This window comes from Terriglobales bacterium (assembly GCA_035691485.1).
Lineage (GTDB): Bacteria > Acidobacteriota > Terriglobia > Terriglobales > Acidobacteriaceae > JAIQGF01.
In genome coordinates this window covers 1-17,798 of the sequence record DASSIZ010000100.1, presented here as the reverse complement: position 1 = coordinate 17,798, position 17,798 = coordinate 1, and the positions used below count along the sequence as shown (strand labels likewise).

The window sequence follows — 17,798 nt, the reverse complement described above, 5'->3', positions numbered from 1 at the left end:
TTTACAATGAAAAACTCTGAAACAGATAAGGAAAGCTCGACATGCATCGCTGGTCGCAATTATTCATTCCCACGCTCCGTGAAGCCCCGGCCGATGCCGAGGTCGCCAGCCACAAGTACCTGCTGCGCGCCGGTTACGTGCGCCAGCTCGCCGCCGGACTCTACTCCTATCTCTTTCTCGGTCAGCGCGCGATGCTCAAGATTACCGACATCGTCCGCGAAGAGATGGACAAGATCGGCCAGGAATTCTATCTCCCGGCGCTTCATCCCGCCGAACTCTGGCAGGAGAGCGGCCGCTGGCAGTTGATGGGCGACAATATGTTCCGCCTGCAGGACCGCAAGGGCGCCGATCTCTGCCTGGGCATGACCGAAGAAGAGGTCATGACCTCGATTGCGCGCCGCGAGCTGCGCAGCTACAAGCAGCTGCCGCAGATCTGGTACCAGATCCAGTCCAAGTTTCGCGACGAGCCTCGCCCCCGGTCCGGCCTGCTGCGCGTCCGCCAGTTCACCATGAAGGACTCCTATTCCTTCGACCTCGATGAGGCCGGGCTCGATGTCTCCTATCAGAAGCATTACGACGCCTACTGCCGCATCTTTGACCGTTGCGGGTTGCAGTACGTCGTGGTGGAGGCGCACTCCGGCGCGATGGGCGGTTCCCAGTCGCACGAGTTTATGGTTTACACCGAGGCCGGCGAAGACTTTGTCGTGAGCTGTCCCAGTTGCAAGTACGCGGCCAACCTGGAAAAAGCGACCTCGCGCCTCGATGCGGTCGAAGATTACCCGAATCTCGAGGACGGCCTTCCGCTGCCCGTGCACACGCCGGGGATGAAGACGATCGAGGACGTCGCGAAATTTCTCGGCGTCTCGCCGAAAAACAAAATGAAGACGCTGGCGCTGATGGCCACCGATGCCACCGCGGAGCCTGGCAAACCGCGCGAGATCCCTGTCGTTGCTTTCTTGCGCGGCGACCACTCGCTGAATGAAGCCAAGCTGTCGGCCGCCATCGGCACCGCCGACTTCCGTCCCATGCAGGCGGAGGAAATCCATGCGATCTTCGGCTCGCCCGCCGGATTCCTGGGGCCAATCGGATCGGAGAATTGGCACTACAAGGGAATCCGGGCGAAGGTGCTGGTGGACCGCGCGCTGCTCGGGCGCAAGAACCTCATTGCCGGCGCTAATAAAGAGGACTACCACCTGCGCAACGTAACGCCGCAGCGTGACTTTCCAGTCTCCGAGCAGATGTGGGCCGACCTGCGTTCGGTGGAGCCGGGCGAAGCCTGCCCCAACTGCGGCACGCCCCTGAAGGTCGCCAAGGCGGTCGAGATCGGGCACATCTTCAAACTTGGCTCCAAATACTCGGAATCGATGGGTGCGCGCGTGCTCGACAAGGATGGCAAGGAAGTCTTGCCTATCATGGGCTGTTATGGCATCGGCATCGAGCGCATCTTGACCGCTGCCATCGAAGAAAACCACGACAGCGACGGCTTCTTCCTGCCCCCGCTCATCGCGCCCTTCGAAGTCGTGGTCACGCCCATCAATGTGGCCGACGAGAAACTTCGCACGATTGCCCAGGACATCGCCGCAAAACTCGAGCAGGCCGGGCACGACGTCCTCCTTGACGATCGCGATGAGCGTCCGGGCGTCAAGTTCAAGGACGCCGACCTGGTTGGCATCCCCTTCCGTGTCAACGTGGGCAGCAAGAAGGTTGCCGAGGGCAAAGTTGAGGTGTTTCGCCGCTCGACGCGTGAATCCCAGGATGCGGGTATCCCGGAGATTATTGACATCGTCCACAACTTGATACGGAATAGGTGAAGTGTCAGCGGCCGGGAGGGGTACACCGGGATGAAGGCTCTTCGGGCAATCTTCGGCGTCGCATTCATTGTCGCCGTGGTGTGGACCGTGGTCGTGATCGTCCCGCCCTACTACCACAATTACGAATTGCAGGACACCATCGCCGACGAAGCGCGCATGAATACGTACACCTCTAAGCCTGTCGAGGACATGCGCGAATTTATCTTTCGCAAGTGCCGCGACCTGGACATACCCTGTAACCGCGATCGCATTCTGGTTCAGCGTGAAGGAAATGCAGTGATCATCACCGTCGATTACACGGTGCACGTGGAGCTGCCCGGTTACCCGTACGACATCAAATTTCACGACACAACACAAAATCGCGCTTACTAGCCAATGACCCGCGGCTCCCGTTACCACCGGGCTGCTACCATCGGCGCCGGCATGAGAATTGCCAACCTCAACGATGATTTACAATGGCCGCAGCGTCTGGCCTTTTTTGCAACTGTTCGTCCGCACCCCTTCGTCCACGGTGGCCGCTGGATAACGTTTTTGTCCGCGCCGCCGTCTCAATCAGGTGAACGAGTCGTTATCATGGAAGGGAATCGCGCCGCATCCGGCGCATGGCATCGTGGCAATTAAGCTCAAGCTTCCCCCCGCTAAGACCGTGGCGACGGCTGGACGTCGCTCGTCCCCACGCCCTGCCTCCCATTTCAGCTTCTCCGACCCGGTGGTGCGGATCGCGGCCACGTTTTTTCTGGTTGCCGTGGTCATTGTGCTCGGCGTATTCATCCGCTACTACGTCCAGTACCAGCACATCATCGACCGCCGCCTTCACGGCCAGATTTTTGCCAATGCGACCAAGGTGTACGCGCGTCCTGCCGCCGTTTGGGTCGGCGAAAGCATCTCCGCGGAAGAAATTGCGGCGCAGCTGCGCCGTGCCGGCTACATGGAAGCCGACAAGTCGAATGGCGTTGGCAGCTACCGCCTGCTGGCTCGCGGCATCGAGATCCACCCCGGGCCCGAGTCCTACCACAACCAGGATGGCGCCCTGGTTCGCGAGGCCGGCGGCAAAGTCGAGCGCATTGTCGGCACCGGCAGCTCCGAGGGCCGGGAGCTTTCCGCCTACGAGCTGGAGCCCACCCTCATCACGGCAGTCGATACCGACCAGCGCACCAAGCGGCAATTAGTGGATTACAAGGACATCCCCAAAGTCCTGGTGGACGCGGTCACTTCCATTGAGGATCGGCGCTTCTTCCAGCACAGCGGCGTCAATTATTGGCGTTTTCTGCAGGCAGGCTGGATCGATCTCCGCCAAGGCGGCGCGCGTCGCCAGGGCGGCTCCACCATCACCATGCAGGTCTCGCGCATGTTCTTTCTCAGCCCCGAGAAGACCATCAAGCGCAAGGCGACTGAAATGTTGATCGCCGTCGAGCTGGAGCAGAAGCTCTCCAAGGAGCAGATCTTCTCTCTCTACGCCAACCAGGTAGACCTGGGCCAGCGCGGTTCCTACACCATCACCGGTTTCGCCGAAGCCTCCCGCTCCTACTTCAACAAGGATCTGCAGAGCATCTCGTTGCCCGAGGCCGCGCTTCTCGCCGGTCTGATTCAGCGCCCCAGCTATCTTTCTCCTTATCGTCATCCGGAGCGCGCGCTGGAGCGCCGTAACCTGGTGCTGGAGGCCATGGTGGACACCGGCGCCATCAAGCGCGACCAGGCCGATAAGGCCAAGGCGACACCTTTGAAGCTGGCGCCTCCGAACGTTGAAGCCAGCGACGCGCCCTACTTTGTGGACCTGGTCAAGGACAGCCTGCTCAGCCGCTACAACGAGCATGACCTGGCGGAAAACTCCTACCGCATCTACACCACGCTCGATCCCGACCTGCAGAAAGCCGCGGCCGAAGCTGTGCAGGAAGGCATCAAGAAAGTGGATGCGCAGGTGGAAAAGCTGCGCACCCGGCGCATCAAGGTCGGCAAAGGCAAGAATGCGAAGACCGAGGTGAAGACGGCCCCCGGGCCCATGCCCCAGGTCGCTCTCGTCGCCGTTGATCCTCATTCGGGTGAGGTCCTGGCGCTGGTCGGCGGGCGAAATTACGGGTTGAGCCAGTTGAATCACGCGGTCGCCCGTCGGCCCACCGGTTCCGTCTTCAAGCCGTTCGTGTACGCGGCCGCGGTCAACACAGCGCTCAACGGCGATGCTTCCAACGCCATCACTCCGGCGTCGCTGATTGACGATTCGCCCGGCACTTATACCTATGGCGACCAGATTTACGAACCGCGCAATTACAAGGACGAGTACCACGGCGTCGTCTCCGCCCGTTTTGCGCTGGCCCAATCCTTGAATAATGCGACCGTCAAGCTGGCGGAGCAGGTCGGCTACGACAAGGTCGCGGCGCTGGCGCGCGCTGCCGGAATCAAGTCGGTGCAGCCGACGCCCGCCATGGCGCTGGGCGCCTACGACGCGACCCCTCTGGATATCGCGGGCGCTTACACCGTTTTCGCCAATGGCGGCGTGCGTATCTCGCCCACCCTGGCCAGTTCAGTCCGCGATGCGCACGGACAACTGGTGGAGAATTTCCAGTCCGACCGCACCCTGGTGCTCGATCCCCGTGTCGCCTACGTCATGACTACGATGATGGAGGGCGTCATTAACAACGGCACGGCGGCCGGTGTGCGCGCCATGGGTTTCAGCGCTCCCGCCGCGGGCAAGACCGGAACCTCGCACGACGGCTGGTTTGCCGGATACACCAGCAACCTGCTGTGCATCGTCTGGGTCGGCTTTGATGACTACAGCGATTTGCGTCTCAGCGGTTCCAGCACCGCCGCGCCCATCTGGGCAGAATTCATGAAGCGTGCGGTCAAGCTGCCCTCGTATAAGGACGCGCAGCCGTTTCAGCCGCCCGCCGGAGTGGTTGCGGTTCGCCTTGACAAGGCCACCAACCGCCTGGCTACCGCGGCTTGTCCCGACGATTATACGGTCGCGTTTATCGCCGGCACCGAGCCCAAAGATAGTTGCGACCAGCCGATGGGCGAGCATCGCGGCATTTTCAGCCGAATCTTCGGGGCGAATCCGGCCCCAACGCCGCCGGTCATCGGCTCGACGAGCAACACGGTTCGTCCCTCGACACCTGCGCCGGTGGTTAGTTCCGCGCCCACGCCGCAGGATTCGCAGGATAAAAAGAAAGGAATTTTTGGCAAAATAGTAGGTATCTTTAAAGGCGACGAAAAGCCGTCTTCGCCGCCGGCAAAGAAAGATGGCGGCAACAACCCTCACTGAGGCCGTGGAGCAGGGCCTGGGAGCCGTGCTCGGTTCACGGAGGTCTCGCCATGAAACGCCGTCAGGCACTGCTCGTGATCGCCGCTCTCGCCGCGATCTCATCGCTTTCGTTTACCCAGGAAGCACAGAATCCAACTGCCGGACAGCGGCCTGCGGCGCCAGTGCGCATCGGTCCTCCGCCGGCGACCGCGACCGCCGAGGAATTGGAAAAGCAGGCTGACCACCTGCGCGCCGAGAAATCTTACGCCGACGCACTCGACTACTATCGTGCGGCGATCAAGAAGGCGAATAGCGCTCCTTTGTGGAACAAGGTCGGGATCACGGAACTGCAGACCGGCCATCTCAAGGATGCGGCCAAGAGCTTTGAGCGCAGCATCAAACTCGATTCCAAGTTTCCCGAAGCGTACAACAATCGCGGCGCGGTGTACTACATCGCCGGTACCCAGCAACAAGCCCTGGCGGAGCAGAAGCATAAGTCCGTGCCTCGCGGCGCAGTCAGCAACTATCGCAAGTCCGTTAACTACTACCTCAAGGCGCTTGCGCTGCGCGAAGATAGCGCGTCCTATCACGCCAATCTCGGAACGGCTTACTTCGCGCTCAAGGACTTTCCTCAGGCCACGAACGAGTATGCACGCGCCATGGAACTGGACCCCGACGTCCTCGAGCACCGCTTCCAGACTGGAATCACGGCGCAAATGTCCTCGCCCGAGGACCGTGCGCATTACTCGTTTGTGGTTGCGCGCATGTATGCCAAGTCCGGCAACCTGGAGCGCGCTTTGCAATATCTGCGCAAGGCCATCGAGGATGGCTACAAAGACCTGGATTCCGTGTACAAGGACCAGGAATTTGCCACCTTGAGAAAGGACCCGCGGTTTTCAGAGTTGATGGCCCGCAAACCAACGGCGATTCCACAATAGGCGTTCCTTGGCGCCCCCGCTTTGCAATTCTTTACATATCGAAGAACAACTTTTTTGTCCCTCCCGCGTCTATACCAATGCCTCCTGAAAGCAACAGGTGAGTAAGGGGAAACGGTGACCCACCGAATGCTTATTCAGCACGCCCCAAGCGGGCATTCGGTGGGTTTTTTGTTGTTTCGTCTCGAACAACACTGTGAAAGATTGAACCTGGCACATTAGCTCTTCTGCGGCGTCCTGTCGCGCATGTAAGCGTCGAACACTTCGTCCAGTTTCCCTTGCGCCCTGAGGATGAACTCGATGGCGTCGCGAACCGCGCCGTGGCCGCCGGCATGTTCGGTAACGTAATGCGCCGCCGCCAGCACTTCCGCGCGCGAGTTGGGAACGGCAATAGCGAGCCCGCAGTGTTCCATCACCGGCAGGTCAATGATGTCGTCGCCGATGTAGGCCGCCTGCTCGGGCGAGAGTTTCTCGTCGCGCAGAATTTCGCGGAACACCGTCAGCTTGTCGGCGATTCCCTGGTGCACGTGGTCCAGGCGCAGGTCGCGGGCGCGTAGCGCCACGGTGTCAGAGATACGCTTGGTGATCAATCCCGTCTTCAGCCCGCCGAGCCGGGCGAGCGAGATGCCGGTGCCGTCGTGCGCGTTGAATCCCTTGGCTTCGACCACGTGCGGGCTGTTGATGGCGTAACCGCCGCGGGCGGCCATTTCCGCCGCTTTCTGGCTGGTCTCCTGGCGCGCCCCGGCAGGAGCGGGGAAGAACCAGAGGGTGCCGTCGGTCATGACGCCATCCACGTCCATCAACAGCAGCTTGATTTTGCGCGCGCGCTCTTCCGACATGGAGGCGATTTTAAACGAAGCCTAGAAACTGCCCTCGACAAACTCTTCGATCACCATCCTGGAAACCGCGTTGCAGTTGCCGCACCAGAGCAGCGTCAGGTTTCCTTCGGTGCTCAAGACCCCGACGCGCAGGCTCTCGCAGGAGGCGCAGCAGGTGGTCGGTTCGCCGGATTGCGGCTCGTCCACCTTCGCTGTCGCGGTGACGGTTTGTCCGGTCTTCACGGTGTTGATCTCGAAGGTGCTGCGGCAATCGGCGCAGACGTGGTTGAAGCAGCATTTCGGCTCACAGGAGTAGACAATCTCCGCTCCACCGCACTTGGGGCAGCGGATGATGTCTTTGAGGGAGAGAGCCATGCGCGGACGATGATATCAACTTGCGGAGAGAGAAGCGTCGAGTGGAATACCAGAAGTTTAAGAATAAGTAAACCTTAGACGACCCCCTCCCCCCATGCTACGCGCGAAGTCAACAACTTATGCCAGGTATACCTGGAGGAACCGCAGGTTACCTGGGACAAATGCTGAGTCGGTCGATTTGTCAAATAGTAACCAATAGCCAGTGAAGACACCAAACCCTGCGCGTGAGCGCATTGGGAGAGTACCCGGAGCGCCAAGGGTGCCGCAGTGACCTGGGGCACGGATGCCGGTGACGGCGCAAAATTTTACAAGGCGAACAATTGGCGAAAACGTGAAGTTCACTTACAATCAGAGAATGTCTTTCCGGGGTGAAAGCGCGCTGTCGTGGGCCCATCCGGTGGTCCGGGACTGGTTCCTGGCAAAATTCGGCAGCCCGACTGAACCGCAAGAGCAGGGCTGGCCGCACATCCTGGCCCGGCATGCCACGCTGATCGCGGCGCCCACCGGGTCAGGCAAAACGCTGGCGGCCTTTCTGGCCTGCATTGACCGGCTGGTGCGGCAGGCGCTAGCGGGCGACCTGCAGAACCGTACCGAGGTGCTGTACGTGTCGCCGTTGAAGGCGCTGGGCAACGACATCCAGAAGAATCTTGAAGGCCCGCTGGGCGAGATTCTGCAGTTGGCAGCCGAGCGCGGCCTGCTGATGCCGGAGATCCGCACCGCGGTACGCACCGGCGACACGCTCATGCACGAGCGCCGCGCCATGCTGCAGCGCCCGCCGCACATCCTGGTGACCACGCCGGAGTCGCTCTACATCCTGCTGACGGCGGAAAAGAGCCGAAAAATTCTGCGCGACGTGGACACGGTAATCGTGGACGAAATCCATGCTGTCGCCGGCGACAAGCGCGGCTCGCACTTGGCTCTCTCGCTGGAACGACTGGACGCGCTGATTGAAAGCAGCGGGAGACCCGCTCCGGTGCGAATCGGCCTGTCGGCGACGCAGAAACCGATCGAGGAGATTGCCCGATTTCTCACGGGGGAAAGCGCGCTGGGACCAGCCATCGTGGACGTGGGACACCGGCGTGCCATGGATCTGCAAATCGAGGTGCCGGGAATTGCGCTGGGGCCGGTGGCGTCGAACGAGATGTGGGATGAGATCTACGAGCGCATCGCGGAACTTGTCCGGCAGCATCGTTCCACGCTGTTGTTCGTGAACACGCGGCGGATGGCGGAGCGCGTGTCGCATCATTTGGCGGAGAAGCTGGGCGAAAACGCAGTCGCTGCGCATCATGGCAGCCTGTCACGCAAGCTGCGCCTGACGGCCGAGCACAAGCTGAAGAACGGCGAACTCAGCGTGCTGGTTGCGACCGCGTCACTGCAGCTGGGCATCGATATCGGGCACGTCGACCTGGTGATCCAGATTGGCTCGCCGCGCTCGATTGCTGTAGCCCTGCAGCGTGTGGGGCGCGCGGGACACTGGCGAGGCGCGATTCCGAAAGGACGGCTGTTCGTCACTACGCGCGATGAGTTGTTCGAGTGCGCCGCGCTCATTCGGGCCATCAAGCACGGCGAACTCGACCGCATCCTGGTTCCCGAAGCTCCTCTGGACATCCTGGCACAGCAGTTGGTGGCGACATGTGCAAGCTCGGGGAATTCGGTCGACGGTCGACGGTCGACGGTGGGCGAGAAAGCTGCCGAGGGTCTGTGGCCGGCGGGAGATGGCGATGGCGAAAGCGCGAGCTGGGATGAGGATGAGCTGTTTGTATTGATGAAGAGGGCCTATCCCTACCGCAATCTCACGCGAGCGGATTTTGACGCCATCGTGGACATGTTGTCGGAAGGGATTTCGGCGAGGCGAGGACGCTTCGGAGCCTTTCTGCATCGCGACCGGGTGAATGGACGGGTGCGGGCGCGGCGCGGAGCGCGGCTGGCGGCGATCACCAGCGGCGGAGCGATCCCGGAAAACGCGTTGTTCACCGTGGTCGCCTCACCGGAAGGAACCGTTGTCGGTACGGTCGATGAAGACTTCGCCGTGGAATCGCTGGCCGGAGACATCATCCTGCTGGGCAACACCTCGTGGCGGATTCGCCGCATCGAGAGCGGTTCCGGGCGCGTGCTGGTGGAAGATGCGCACGGCGCGCCGCCGGGAATCCCGTTCTGGCTGGGCGAAGCCCCGGCGCGCACGGCCGAGCTGTCCGAGCATGTTGCGAAGTTGCGCGAAGAGCTGAGCACGATGCTGCCGAAGACGTCTCCTCTGGCATTCTCGCCCCATTCGCCGGAAGTGGCCGAAACGATGGAGTGGGTGAAGCAGGAGTGCGGGCTCGACGACGCGGGAGCGGAGCAGGCCATCCAGCACCTGGTGGCGGGACGCGCCGTGCTTGGCGATGTGCCGACGCAGCAGAGGATCATCGCGGAACGCTTTTTCGATGAAGGCGGCGGCATGCAGCTGGTGATTCACGCCCCCTTCGGCGGACGCATCAACAAGGCGTGGGGACTGGCGCTGCGCAAACGCTTCTGCCGCAGCTTCAATTTTGAACTGCAAGCCGCCGCAACCGATGACGGGCTCAACATCGCGCTGGCCGAGCAGCACAGCTTCCCGCTCGCCGACGTGTTCCAGTTCCTGCAGCCGGAAACAGTGCAAGGAGTGCTGGAACAGGCAGTGCTGACCGGCGCTCCGGTGTTTGGGACGCGCTTCCGCTGGGACGCGACGCGGGCGCTGGCGCTGCTGCGTTTCCGCGGCGGCAAGAAAATTCCGCCGCAAGTGCAGCGCATCCTGTCCGACGACCTGCTGGCCACGGTCTTTCCCGATGTTGCAGCCTGCGGCGAGAACATCGAGGGCGACATCCAGATCCCGGATCATCCCTTAGTCAAGGAAGTGATGAAGGACGTGCTGCACGAGGCCATGGACCTGGACGGCCTGGTCAGGGTGCTGCGCGGCATCGAAGACGGCTCGATCCGTTGCCTAGCGGTGGATACGCCGGTGCCGTCGCAGTTCTCGCACGAGATCCTGAACGCGAACCCGTATGCATACCTCGACGACGCGCCGTTGGAGGAGCGGAGGGCGCGCGCGGTGCAGATGCGGCAGATGCTGCCGGAGTCGGTGCTGCAGGAGGTGGGCCGGCTCGATCCCGCCGCCATTGAACAAGTGCAGCAGGAAGCCTGGCCCGACGTTCGCGATGCGGATGAGCTGCACGACGCGCTGCTGACGCTGGTTGCGCTGCCCGAAAATCAATCTCGACATCCCGAGCATGGTGGCGATTCCGCTGCCGGAATTGATTGGACTTCATACCTGGAATCGTTGCGTACGTCGCATCGCGCCCACGTAGTGCAGGTTTCTGAGCCTGACACCCGGATCGAAGGCCCGCGCCACACCTTCTGGGTGGCTGCAGAACGTGTGCCGACGTTTCGGGCGATTTACCCGGACGCGCAGTTCGAATCCGAACCTGTCGCGCTCGGGGGCGAGCGCGCTCCAACCCGCTCTGACGCATTACTGCAAATGCTCACCGGATGGATGCAGCACATGGGACCGACGACGGCGACGGAAATGTCGCGGTTGTTGGCCGTTCCGGAAAACGAAGTTGATCAGACCTTGCTGCGCTTGGAATCCAGCGGCGCAATTCTCCGCGGAACTTTTCGTGTGGCACAGGCGGCCTCGCGTGTGCAGCCATCGATCCTTCCGACGGAATGGTGCGATCGCAGGCTGCTGGCGCGCATTCATCGCCTGACCCTGGGCGCGCTGCGAAAAGAAATCGAGCCGGTCACCGAGGCGCAATTCATGCGCTGGCTGCTGCGCTGGCAGCACGTCGCGCCCGGGTCGCAGGCTTTGGGCGAGCGCGGCCTGCTGGAAGTGTTGCAGCAGCTGCAAGGCTTCGAGGTCCCGGCGAACGCGTGGGAGCGGCAGGTACTGTCGCGGCGGCTAGCCGACTACGATCCCAAGCAACTCGACCAACTTTGCCTCACCGGCGCGATCGGATGGGGACGGCTTTCGCCGCATCCGGCCACGCTCGAGGACTCCCGTGACGGCCGGCGCCGGGTGATACCCACCAGCGTTGCGCCGATCACGTTTTTCGTCCGCGATAATGCAGACTGGATGGCGCCACGGCGTCCGGAATCCATCGACGAAGAGGCGCGCGGCCTCAGCCCGGGAGGACGCGAGGTGCTGAATTTCCTGCGCCAGCGCGGGGCATCGTTCTTTGCCGACATCGTGCGCGGCACCGGCAAACTGAAGTCCGAGGTGGAGACGGCGCTGTGGGAACTGGTGGCGGCCGGACTGGTGACGGCCGATGGCTTTGACAACCTGCGCTCGCTGATCGATCCGCGGCGCCGCGCAGGGCAGGGAAGCGGACGGGCGGCGCGCCCTCGGCACTCCGCCGGGCGCTGGTCGCTGCTGTATCCCGGAGAGCAGGCGGAGCGCAATAAATTGGTGGAGGCCACGTGCGCCATGCTGCTGGCTCGTTACGGCGTGGTATTTCGCGAGCTGCTGGCGCGCGAAGCCATGCTGCCGAAGTGGCGCGAACTGGTGCAGGCCTTCCGCCGCATGGAGGCGCGAGGAGACATTCGTGGAGGCCGCTTTGTCAGCGGCTTCGTCGGTGAGCAGTACGCTTTGCCGATCGCGGTGGAGTCGTTGCGCGCGCTGCGCAAGCTGCCGGCGACGGGCGAGGTGGTGACCATCTCTGCCGCCGATCCGCTGAACCTGGTGGGCATCATCGTGCCGGGCGAGCGAGTGCCGGCGATTTCAGGAAAGACGGTGAGCTATCGCGATGGCGTAGCGGTGGCTGGCGAAGAGCGGATGATGGCGGCGGAGCTGTCCACGCCGATTGCGGCTGGCGGAGACTAAGAGCGAACGTCCGTTCCAACCTGGTCCGGCGGCGAGATTTGCCGATCAGCTGCGATGAGCCGCCGGCACTTCCGTATTACAATCCTCGGTTCGCAATCTCATCATTTTTCGAGCAAGGACGTGTCATGCCTGAACTCGCAGCACAACGCAATGAAACTCCGGCGCCGCTGGTTGCACTCACTGAAGACGAGCAACTGTTCCGCGACAACATCCGGCAGTTTGCGGAGGAAAAGGTATCGCCACTCTCGCGCGAGATGGACGAGAAGGGCGTGTTCGAGCACTCGCTGATCGATCAATTCTTCCATCTCGGCCTGATGGGGATTGAAATTCCGGAGCAGTTCGGCGGCGGAGCGGGAACCTTCTTCGAGGCGATTCTCGCGGTCGAGGAACTATCGCGGGTGGACGCCTCGGCCGGAGTCGTGGTGGACGTGCAGAACACGCTGGTGAACAACGCACTGCTGCGCTGGGGCAACGAGGAGCAGAAGCGGCGTTACCTGCCGAAGATGGCGAGGGAAACGGTGGGCGCCTACGCGCTGAGCGAGGCGGGCAGCGGCTCGGACGCGTTTGCGTTGACGACCAAGGCCGAACTCAAAGGCGGGGACTACGTCTTGAACGGGCGCAAGCTGTGGATCACCAACGCCAAGGAAGCGGGACTGTTCGTGCTGTTCGCGACCGTGGACGCCAGCGCCGGATACAAGGGCATCACGGCGTTTCTTGTGGAAAAGGATTTTTCCGGGTTCACGGTGGGCAAGAAAGAGGACAAGCTGGGGATCCGGGCGTCGTCCACGTGCGAGCTGATTTTGGAAGACTGCCGCGTGCCGAAGGCGAACGTGCTTGGGGAAGCGGGCAAGGGATACAGGATCGCGATCGAGACGCTGAACGAAGGACGCATCGGAATCGGCGCGCAGATGATGGGCGTGGCGCGCGGCGCATGGGAACATGCTCTGAAGTACGCGCAGGAGCGAAAGCAGTTCGGCAAGGCGATCGCGGAATTCCAGGGAATCCAGTTCCAACTGGCGCAGATGGGAACCGAGATCGAGGCGGCGCGCCTGATGGTGTACAACGCGGCGCGGATGAAAGATGCCGGCATGAACTTCGTGAAGGAAGCGGCCATGACCAAGCTGTTCGCGTCGCAAGTGGCGGAGCGGGTGTGCTCGCTGGCGGTGGAAATTTATGGCGGCTACGGCTTCACCAAGGATTACCCGGTGGAGAAATATTTCCGCGACTGCAAGATCGGCAAAATCTACGAGGGCACTTCCAACATGCAGCTGGCCACCATCGCCAAGCTGGTCCTGGGCGGAAAGTGAAATGGAAAATCGGGAAGTGAAAAAGTTCAATTGGGTAATTGGGTAAAGTAAGTGGTTCCGCACCGACTTTACCCGTTCCCGTTCTTCCTTTCTATTTTGTGCACCTCCCCTTGTCCGGACATGCCCGCTGCAATAGACTTTCCATCGTCCCCAGCGACTTCCATTGACGGGAGTATTCCGTGGAATCTACGCGCATGGAGCAATTGCTCGACATGTCGGCGGTCCATGCCTTCTACATGAGGCTGCTGGAGGAGACGCTCCACCATCCCGTGCCGGTGCCTCAGGAGGTGGTGAGCGCCGCCTCCGGAGGCGCGGAGGCGCAGTCGCAGACCATCCTGGAGCGCTGGTTAGACCTGCTCGACCTGGCGATCACGCCGACGATGATCCGCGACGCGCTGAAAGAATCCACTACCCGGGAAACCGCGGAAGCGCTACTGCGCCACTTTGTGCGTAAATCGTCGCCTTCCGATCCTGACCGCGACAAGACCGACTTTGTGATCACCTTCCTGTATCGGGCGGTGGTTCCACCGGCACGGCAGATTGCAACAGAAATGAACGTGGATGAGCCGTCGGAGTTCGAGGAGGAGATTTACAAGATACTCGACAGTGACGAAACCCGGTCGCTGCCGGAAGAGCATCGTCAACTGGTGCGCGAGTTTCCCTTTGTCCAGCAGGAAGTGGAGGATTACAAGCACTTTGATCAACTCATGGACTCGGGAGTCATCCAGCGAGCGCGCGAACTCAAGCAGCGGTTTGGCGTTTCGTTCTACCATCCTCGCGTGCTAGCGACGATCGCCGCCTACAACGTGTACTTCGGCAGCCGCTTCGATCATTTGTTCAAGCAGGCGGCGGGGCAGATCAAGAGATTCGCGAGCAACGTGCAGCAGCAGGGCGGCAGCATCATGAGCCGGGTAGACGGGGACGTTACCGTGCAGCATCTGACCGAAGTGGAGCAGCACGAAGGCGAGATTTTGCATTCGGACTACCGCGGAGCGCAGGAGCAGCTCCGGAAGATATCGGTGTTGAAAAAGGCGGTGGATTCTCGTACCGGCGCGCGTCCGCATGGTCCGGCAGCCGCGGTGGCGGCGCACGCGGCGGCATCGTTATCCGGCAGCGGACAGCTTCCGCACGTGCCGGAAGCGGGGGACCCTGTGCCGGGGGGCGTCGGCATCGAACTGGGCAAACTACGCGCCATCGAGGACTCGATTCGCAACTTCATCCTTGCCGCCGATCCCAATGCGGCCAACGTGGTGCCGCTGCACAACGGCAACTTGTCGCTTACCAATGCCGAGGTCGAAGCCTACCGCACTAACTACGGTGCGGAAAAAAGCTTTCGCTCCGATTACGCGGCGGCGGTTCGGCAGGCCATCGCCATCTACGCGCGCATTCAGGTGGAGCTGCAGGAATACAACTCCAAGCTGGGTTCAGCTTACTTATGGAAGCCGCATGCCGACTCGCTGGCGTTTCTGATCAACAGCGCGCAGAGACTCCAGGAGCAGTGCGGCGCGGTATTGAGCGTCGCGGAGCAGCGCGGGCTGGCGGACAAGGTGAATACGATTACCGGAGCGCTGCAGAAAATGCGGCAGCAGCTCCACCTGGCGGCCAAGGCGCTTCAGGAAAACCAGAGCTGAGTGGTGAGGGGCTGTTTCGAGTCCCGTTTACGCATGCGCCGCGCCGGTTTGGATCAGCAGGTGAATCGCTGTTTGCAGCCGCTCGCGGTTCGACGGCGTCATCTCAGTGAAACGCACGCCCATACCGATGAGCCGGTGTACCGCTGTGACCTCGCCGCGGGCAAAGATCTGATAATCGGCAAGGTGGACAAGAACTTCGACCCGCGATCCCGGCGGCAGCGGGGATGTGGTTTCGACATAGCAACCGCCGAGGCTGATGTCGTCCAGCGTAGTCCAATGTGAGGCGTGAGAGCCGATCTCCTGGATCTTCGCGCCGCCGCTCGCCATGTAGCGCAGCTCTTGGCGTCGGTTGTTTAGTCCCCCGCCTTGCACAGAAGCAATCCCGATTGGCGGGCGCTGCATGACGGCCGGAGCAGCAGCCGCGGCAGCGGCGAAGGTACGGCTCGCAGCGGGCGATCCCCAGGTGAATTTTCCCGCCTCCAGGCACAATAGGCCTACCTGGCCTTCCTGTGGCGTTCCTTGCTTCCCAACCCAGACGACTCGGAAGCGGGCCTTTTCGGTTCCCAGGCGCAGACCAATGGTTTCGCCAGGCCCGTTCCAGCAGGGCAGCCCCTTAAGACGAACGCCGTGTTGGCTGACATCGACCGTCCACGCCGTCCGGTTAACCGGCTTGCCGGCGCTGTCCAGGCCGAATACCCGCACGGGCAACTGGTGCGAGTTCCTGCGCTCAACTCGTGTCTGCAGCATGTTGGGATATCCCGCTCGCGGCCCCTGCCGCGAGTACACCGGGGGAGAAGGATGCAAGTGTGGGTCAGGAGCAGTTAAGTGTCAATCGTTCAACGGTCACAAACTGGAAGGCATTGGTTCTACTCGCCTTGGTTAGTCCCAGTGGTTAAGGGCATGAATTTTTAACTACGAGGGTAAAAATTTGACATAATGCTTCGCACCTGTGGGGAGGCCCGGCCATGCACGCAATTGCCGCTACCACGTTTCGCGCGCCGGATCCGCGGCGCATTACCATTGTAAGCAACGACACGAAACTACAGCCTGAAATCCAACAGTATCTGGAGCCGTATTTTGAGGTCCGACTGCTCGATTGCTGGTCGCAGCTGGCAGTGGTGCAAAGCGAGACGAGCCTGGATGCGGTTCTGCTGGATCTGGACGCCCAGGGAATGCCGGCGGCCAATGCCCTCGAACTGCTGACTAGGCTGCGCGGTATGAACCGGGACCTGATCCTGATTGCCTTCACGCGCAGCCAGGACCAAGGGTTGCGGCTGACAGCAGCTAAGGTTCCGGTGGACGGATTCTTTGCCGGCCCGCTGGATTTCCGTGAGGTCCAACTCGTGCTGGATCGAGCCCTGGAGAAACGCGCCATGGAGGTTGAAAACCGTCGGGTGACGGAGCAGATCTCGGGCCGGTTCTCGTTTTGCGAGCTGATCGGTGGCAGCGAGCCCATCCGCCGGGTGTATGACGCCATTCTGCGCGTGGCCCAGAGTGATGTCACGGTGGTGATCCGAGGCGAAAGCGGAACCGGCAAGGAGCTAGTGGCGCGCAGCATTGTCACCCTGGGACCGCGTGGCGAGAAACCATTCATCAGCCTGAATTGTGCCGCCTTGCCGGAAGCCTTGATCGATTCCGAGCTCTTCGGGCACGAAAAAGGGGCCTTCACCGGGGCGCACGCTTCGCGGCCCGGCCAAATTGAGCTCGCCGACGGCGGCACCCTCTTCCTGGACGAAATCGCCACCCTGGGCATGGAGTTGCAAACCAAGCTGTTGCGGGTGCTGGAATCGCATACCGTGCAGCGGCTCGGGGGGCGCACCACCAAGCGCGTGGATTTTCGACTGCTGACCGCCACCAACGAGAATCTCGAAGAGATGGTCCGGAACGGACGATTTCGTGAAGACTTGTACTACCGGATCCACGTCGTGCCTATCTTCATTCCGCCGTTGCGCGAACGCCGCGAAGACATCCCGCTGCTGGTGGACCATTTCCTCCGCCTCTACTGCGCCACCAATCGCCTGCCGCTGAAGCGGATCGATCCGGAGGTGATCGAGATCCTGGAGGAATACACCTGGAAAGGCAATGTCCGGGAGTTGGAGAACCTGATGCAGCGCCTGGTACTGATGGTGCAAGGGCCGGCAATTCTGCCCAAGGACCTGCCGCAGCAGTTGTTGTACCACAGCACGGCAAAGCAGGAATCACTTCTGATCCCGGAAGGCGGTATTGACTTTGACGAAGAAATCGCGCGCATCGAGGTCGCCTACCTGCAGGCCGCACTGCACCTTGCCAACGGCAAGAAGGTGGGTGCCGCAGCCATGCTGCATATTGATCCGCAGAAGATGAAGTATCTGTGCCGCAAGTACAATATTTGACCGCTGAAAAATTCACCCCGAAGCGATGAAAGTTTATTTTTTAACCGTAAATTTTTAACCTAAGCTCGGTCAATTTTTAACCTGTCACCATGGGACGAGCGCGGCATAGATTCTATGTTGTTGATTCTATGTAGAAATATTCTCGCCTCGTGCGTAGTTCTGATTTGGCATGAAGGTTGCTATTATCCGGGGTGCGAAGCGAGTTCGCTAGACTAAATAAAAATTGTGGGGGATGTGATGCAAAAGAAATCTTTGATCAAGAGCCGGGCAGCAGCGAAGAAGGCTCTCCTGGCGTCCAAGAGTGGTAAGTTGGGGAAGGCCAGCGCTGAGCACAATGTAGGCCCGGCTGGCACCATCGGCCCGGCTGGCACCATCGGCCCGGCTGGCTCCGTAGGCCCGGCTGGCTCCGTAGGCCCGGCTGGCTCCGTAGGCCCGGCTGGCTCCGTAGGCCCGGCCGGCTCCGTAGGCCCGGCTGGCTCC

Annotated in this window: 12 protein-coding genes; 9 read left to right on the top strand and 3 right to left on the bottom strand. The window is 61.4% G+C overall.

Annotated features, from left to right (window positions below; all coding sequences use genetic code 11):
* Positions 1–41: 41 nt before the first annotated feature.
* Genes VFI82_12965 through VFI82_12945 form a run of 5 tightly spaced genes read left to right on the top strand, consistent with a single transcriptional unit; the run spans position 42 to position 5,984 of the window.
* Entirely contained in the window at positions 42–1,811 is a 1,770-nt protein-coding gene (locus VFI82_12965) for a proline--tRNA ligase (protein ID HET7185593.1), read from the top strand.
* Positions 1,812–1,841: 30 nt separating this feature from the next.
* Positions 1,842–2,183 (top strand): hypothetical protein, encoded by a 342-nt coding sequence (locus VFI82_12960; protein ID HET7185592.1) that lies wholly within the window; start codon positions 1,842–1,844, stop codon positions 2,181–2,183.
* Between the two features lie 51 nt (positions 2,184–2,234).
* Positions 2,235–2,432 (top strand): hypothetical protein, encoded by a 198-nt coding sequence (locus tag VFI82_12955; protein ID HET7185591.1) that lies wholly within the window; start codon positions 2,235–2,237, stop codon positions 2,430–2,432.
* Complete coding sequence (locus VFI82_12950) at positions 2,422–5,067, top strand: PBP1A family penicillin-binding protein (protein HET7185590.1); 2,646 nt, start codon at positions 2,422–2,424, stop codon at positions 5,065–5,067. The genes VFI82_12955 and VFI82_12950 overlap by 11 nt, the downstream gene beginning before the upstream one ends.
* Positions 5,068–5,117: 50 nt before the next feature.
* The gene (locus tag VFI82_12945; GenBank protein ID HET7185589.1) at positions 5,118–5,984 is read left to right on the top strand and encodes a tetratricopeptide repeat protein; all 867 of its coding nucleotides are present in this window, start codon (positions 5,118–5,120) and stop codon (positions 5,982–5,984) included.
* A gap of 215 nt (positions 5,985–6,199) precedes the next feature.
* Here VFI82_12945 and VFI82_12940 read toward each other — a convergent pair whose 3' ends face one another.
* Entirely contained in the window at positions 6,200–6,820 is a 621-nt protein-coding gene (locus VFI82_12940) for an HAD hydrolase family protein (GenBank protein HET7185588.1), read from the bottom strand.
* A gap of 21 nt (positions 6,821–6,841) precedes the next feature.
* Entirely contained in the window at positions 6,842–7,174 is a 333-nt protein-coding gene (locus VFI82_12935; GenBank protein ID HET7185587.1) for a hypothetical protein, read from the bottom strand.
* A 331-nt stretch (positions 7,175–7,505) separates the two neighbouring features.
* On the opposite strand from VFI82_12935, the gene VFI82_12930 reads away from it, so the two are divergent.
* From VFI82_12930 to VFI82_12920, 3 genes are all read left to right on the top strand, one after another.
* The gene (locus tag VFI82_12930) at positions 7,506–12,008 is read left to right on the top strand and encodes a DEAD/DEAH box helicase (protein ID HET7185586.1); all 4,503 of its coding nucleotides are present in this window, start codon (positions 7,506–7,508) and stop codon (positions 12,006–12,008) included.
* Positions 12,009–12,133: 125 nt separating this feature from the next.
* The gene (locus VFI82_12925) at positions 12,134–13,315 is read left to right on the top strand and encodes an acyl-CoA dehydrogenase (GenBank protein HET7185585.1); all 1,182 of its coding nucleotides are present in this window, start codon (positions 12,134–12,136) and stop codon (positions 13,313–13,315) included.
* A 179-nt stretch (positions 13,316–13,494) separates the two neighbouring features.
* Positions 13,495–14,946, top strand: a complete 1,452-nt coding sequence (locus VFI82_12920) for a hypothetical protein (protein ID HET7185584.1) — start codon at positions 13,495–13,497, stop codon at positions 14,944–14,946.
* Positions 14,947–14,973: 27 nt separating this feature from the next.
* Here the strand turns inward: VFI82_12920 and VFI82_12915 are convergent, their stop codons facing one another.
* Positions 14,974–15,693 (bottom strand): PilZ domain-containing protein, encoded by a 720-nt coding sequence (locus VFI82_12915; protein ID HET7185583.1) that lies wholly within the window; start codon positions 15,691–15,693, stop codon positions 14,974–14,976.
* A gap of 218 nt (positions 15,694–15,911) precedes the next feature.
* On the opposite strand from VFI82_12915, the gene VFI82_12910 reads away from it, so the two are divergent.
* A complete protein-coding gene (locus VFI82_12910; protein ID HET7185582.1) occupies positions 15,912–17,318 on the top strand; it encodes a sigma-54 dependent transcriptional regulator in 1,407 nt (468 codons plus the stop codon).
* Positions 17,319–17,798 lie beyond the last annotated feature (480 nt).

What these genes read in the sequence shown, in the direction of transcription:
- VFI82_12965 (HET7185593.1), top strand. Translation starts at nt 42, where the DNA reads ATGCATCGCTGGTCGCAATTATTCATTCCCACGCTCCGTGAAGCCCCG.
- VFI82_12960 (HET7185592.1), top strand. Translation starts at nt 1,842, where the DNA reads ATGAAGGCTCTTCGGGCAATCTTCGGCGTCGCATTCATTGTCGCCGTG.
- VFI82_12955 (HET7185591.1), top strand. Translation starts at nt 2,235, where the DNA reads ATGAGAATTGCCAACCTCAACGATGATTTACAATGGCCGCAGCGTCTG.
- VFI82_12945 (HET7185589.1), top strand. Translation starts at nt 5,118, where the DNA reads ATGAAACGCCGTCAGGCACTGCTCGTGATCGCCGCTCTCGCCGCGATC.
- VFI82_12940 (HET7185588.1), bottom strand. Translation starts at nt 6,820, where the DNA reads ATGTCGGAAGAGCGCGCGCGCAAAATCAAGCTGCTGTTGATGGACGTG.
- VFI82_12935 (HET7185587.1), bottom strand. Translation starts at nt 7,174, where the DNA reads ATGGCTCTCTCCCTCAAAGACATCATCCGCTGCCCCAAGTGCGGTGGA.
- VFI82_12925 (HET7185585.1), top strand. Translation starts at nt 12,134, where the DNA reads ATGCCTGAACTCGCAGCACAACGCAATGAAACTCCGGCGCCGCTGGTT.
- VFI82_12915 (HET7185583.1), bottom strand. Translation starts at nt 15,693, where the DNA reads ATGCTGCAGACACGAGTTGAGCGCAGGAACTCGCACCAGTTGCCCGTG.
- VFI82_12910 (HET7185582.1), top strand. Translation starts at nt 15,912, where the DNA reads ATGCACGCAATTGCCGCTACCACGTTTCGCGCGCCGGATCCGCGGCGC.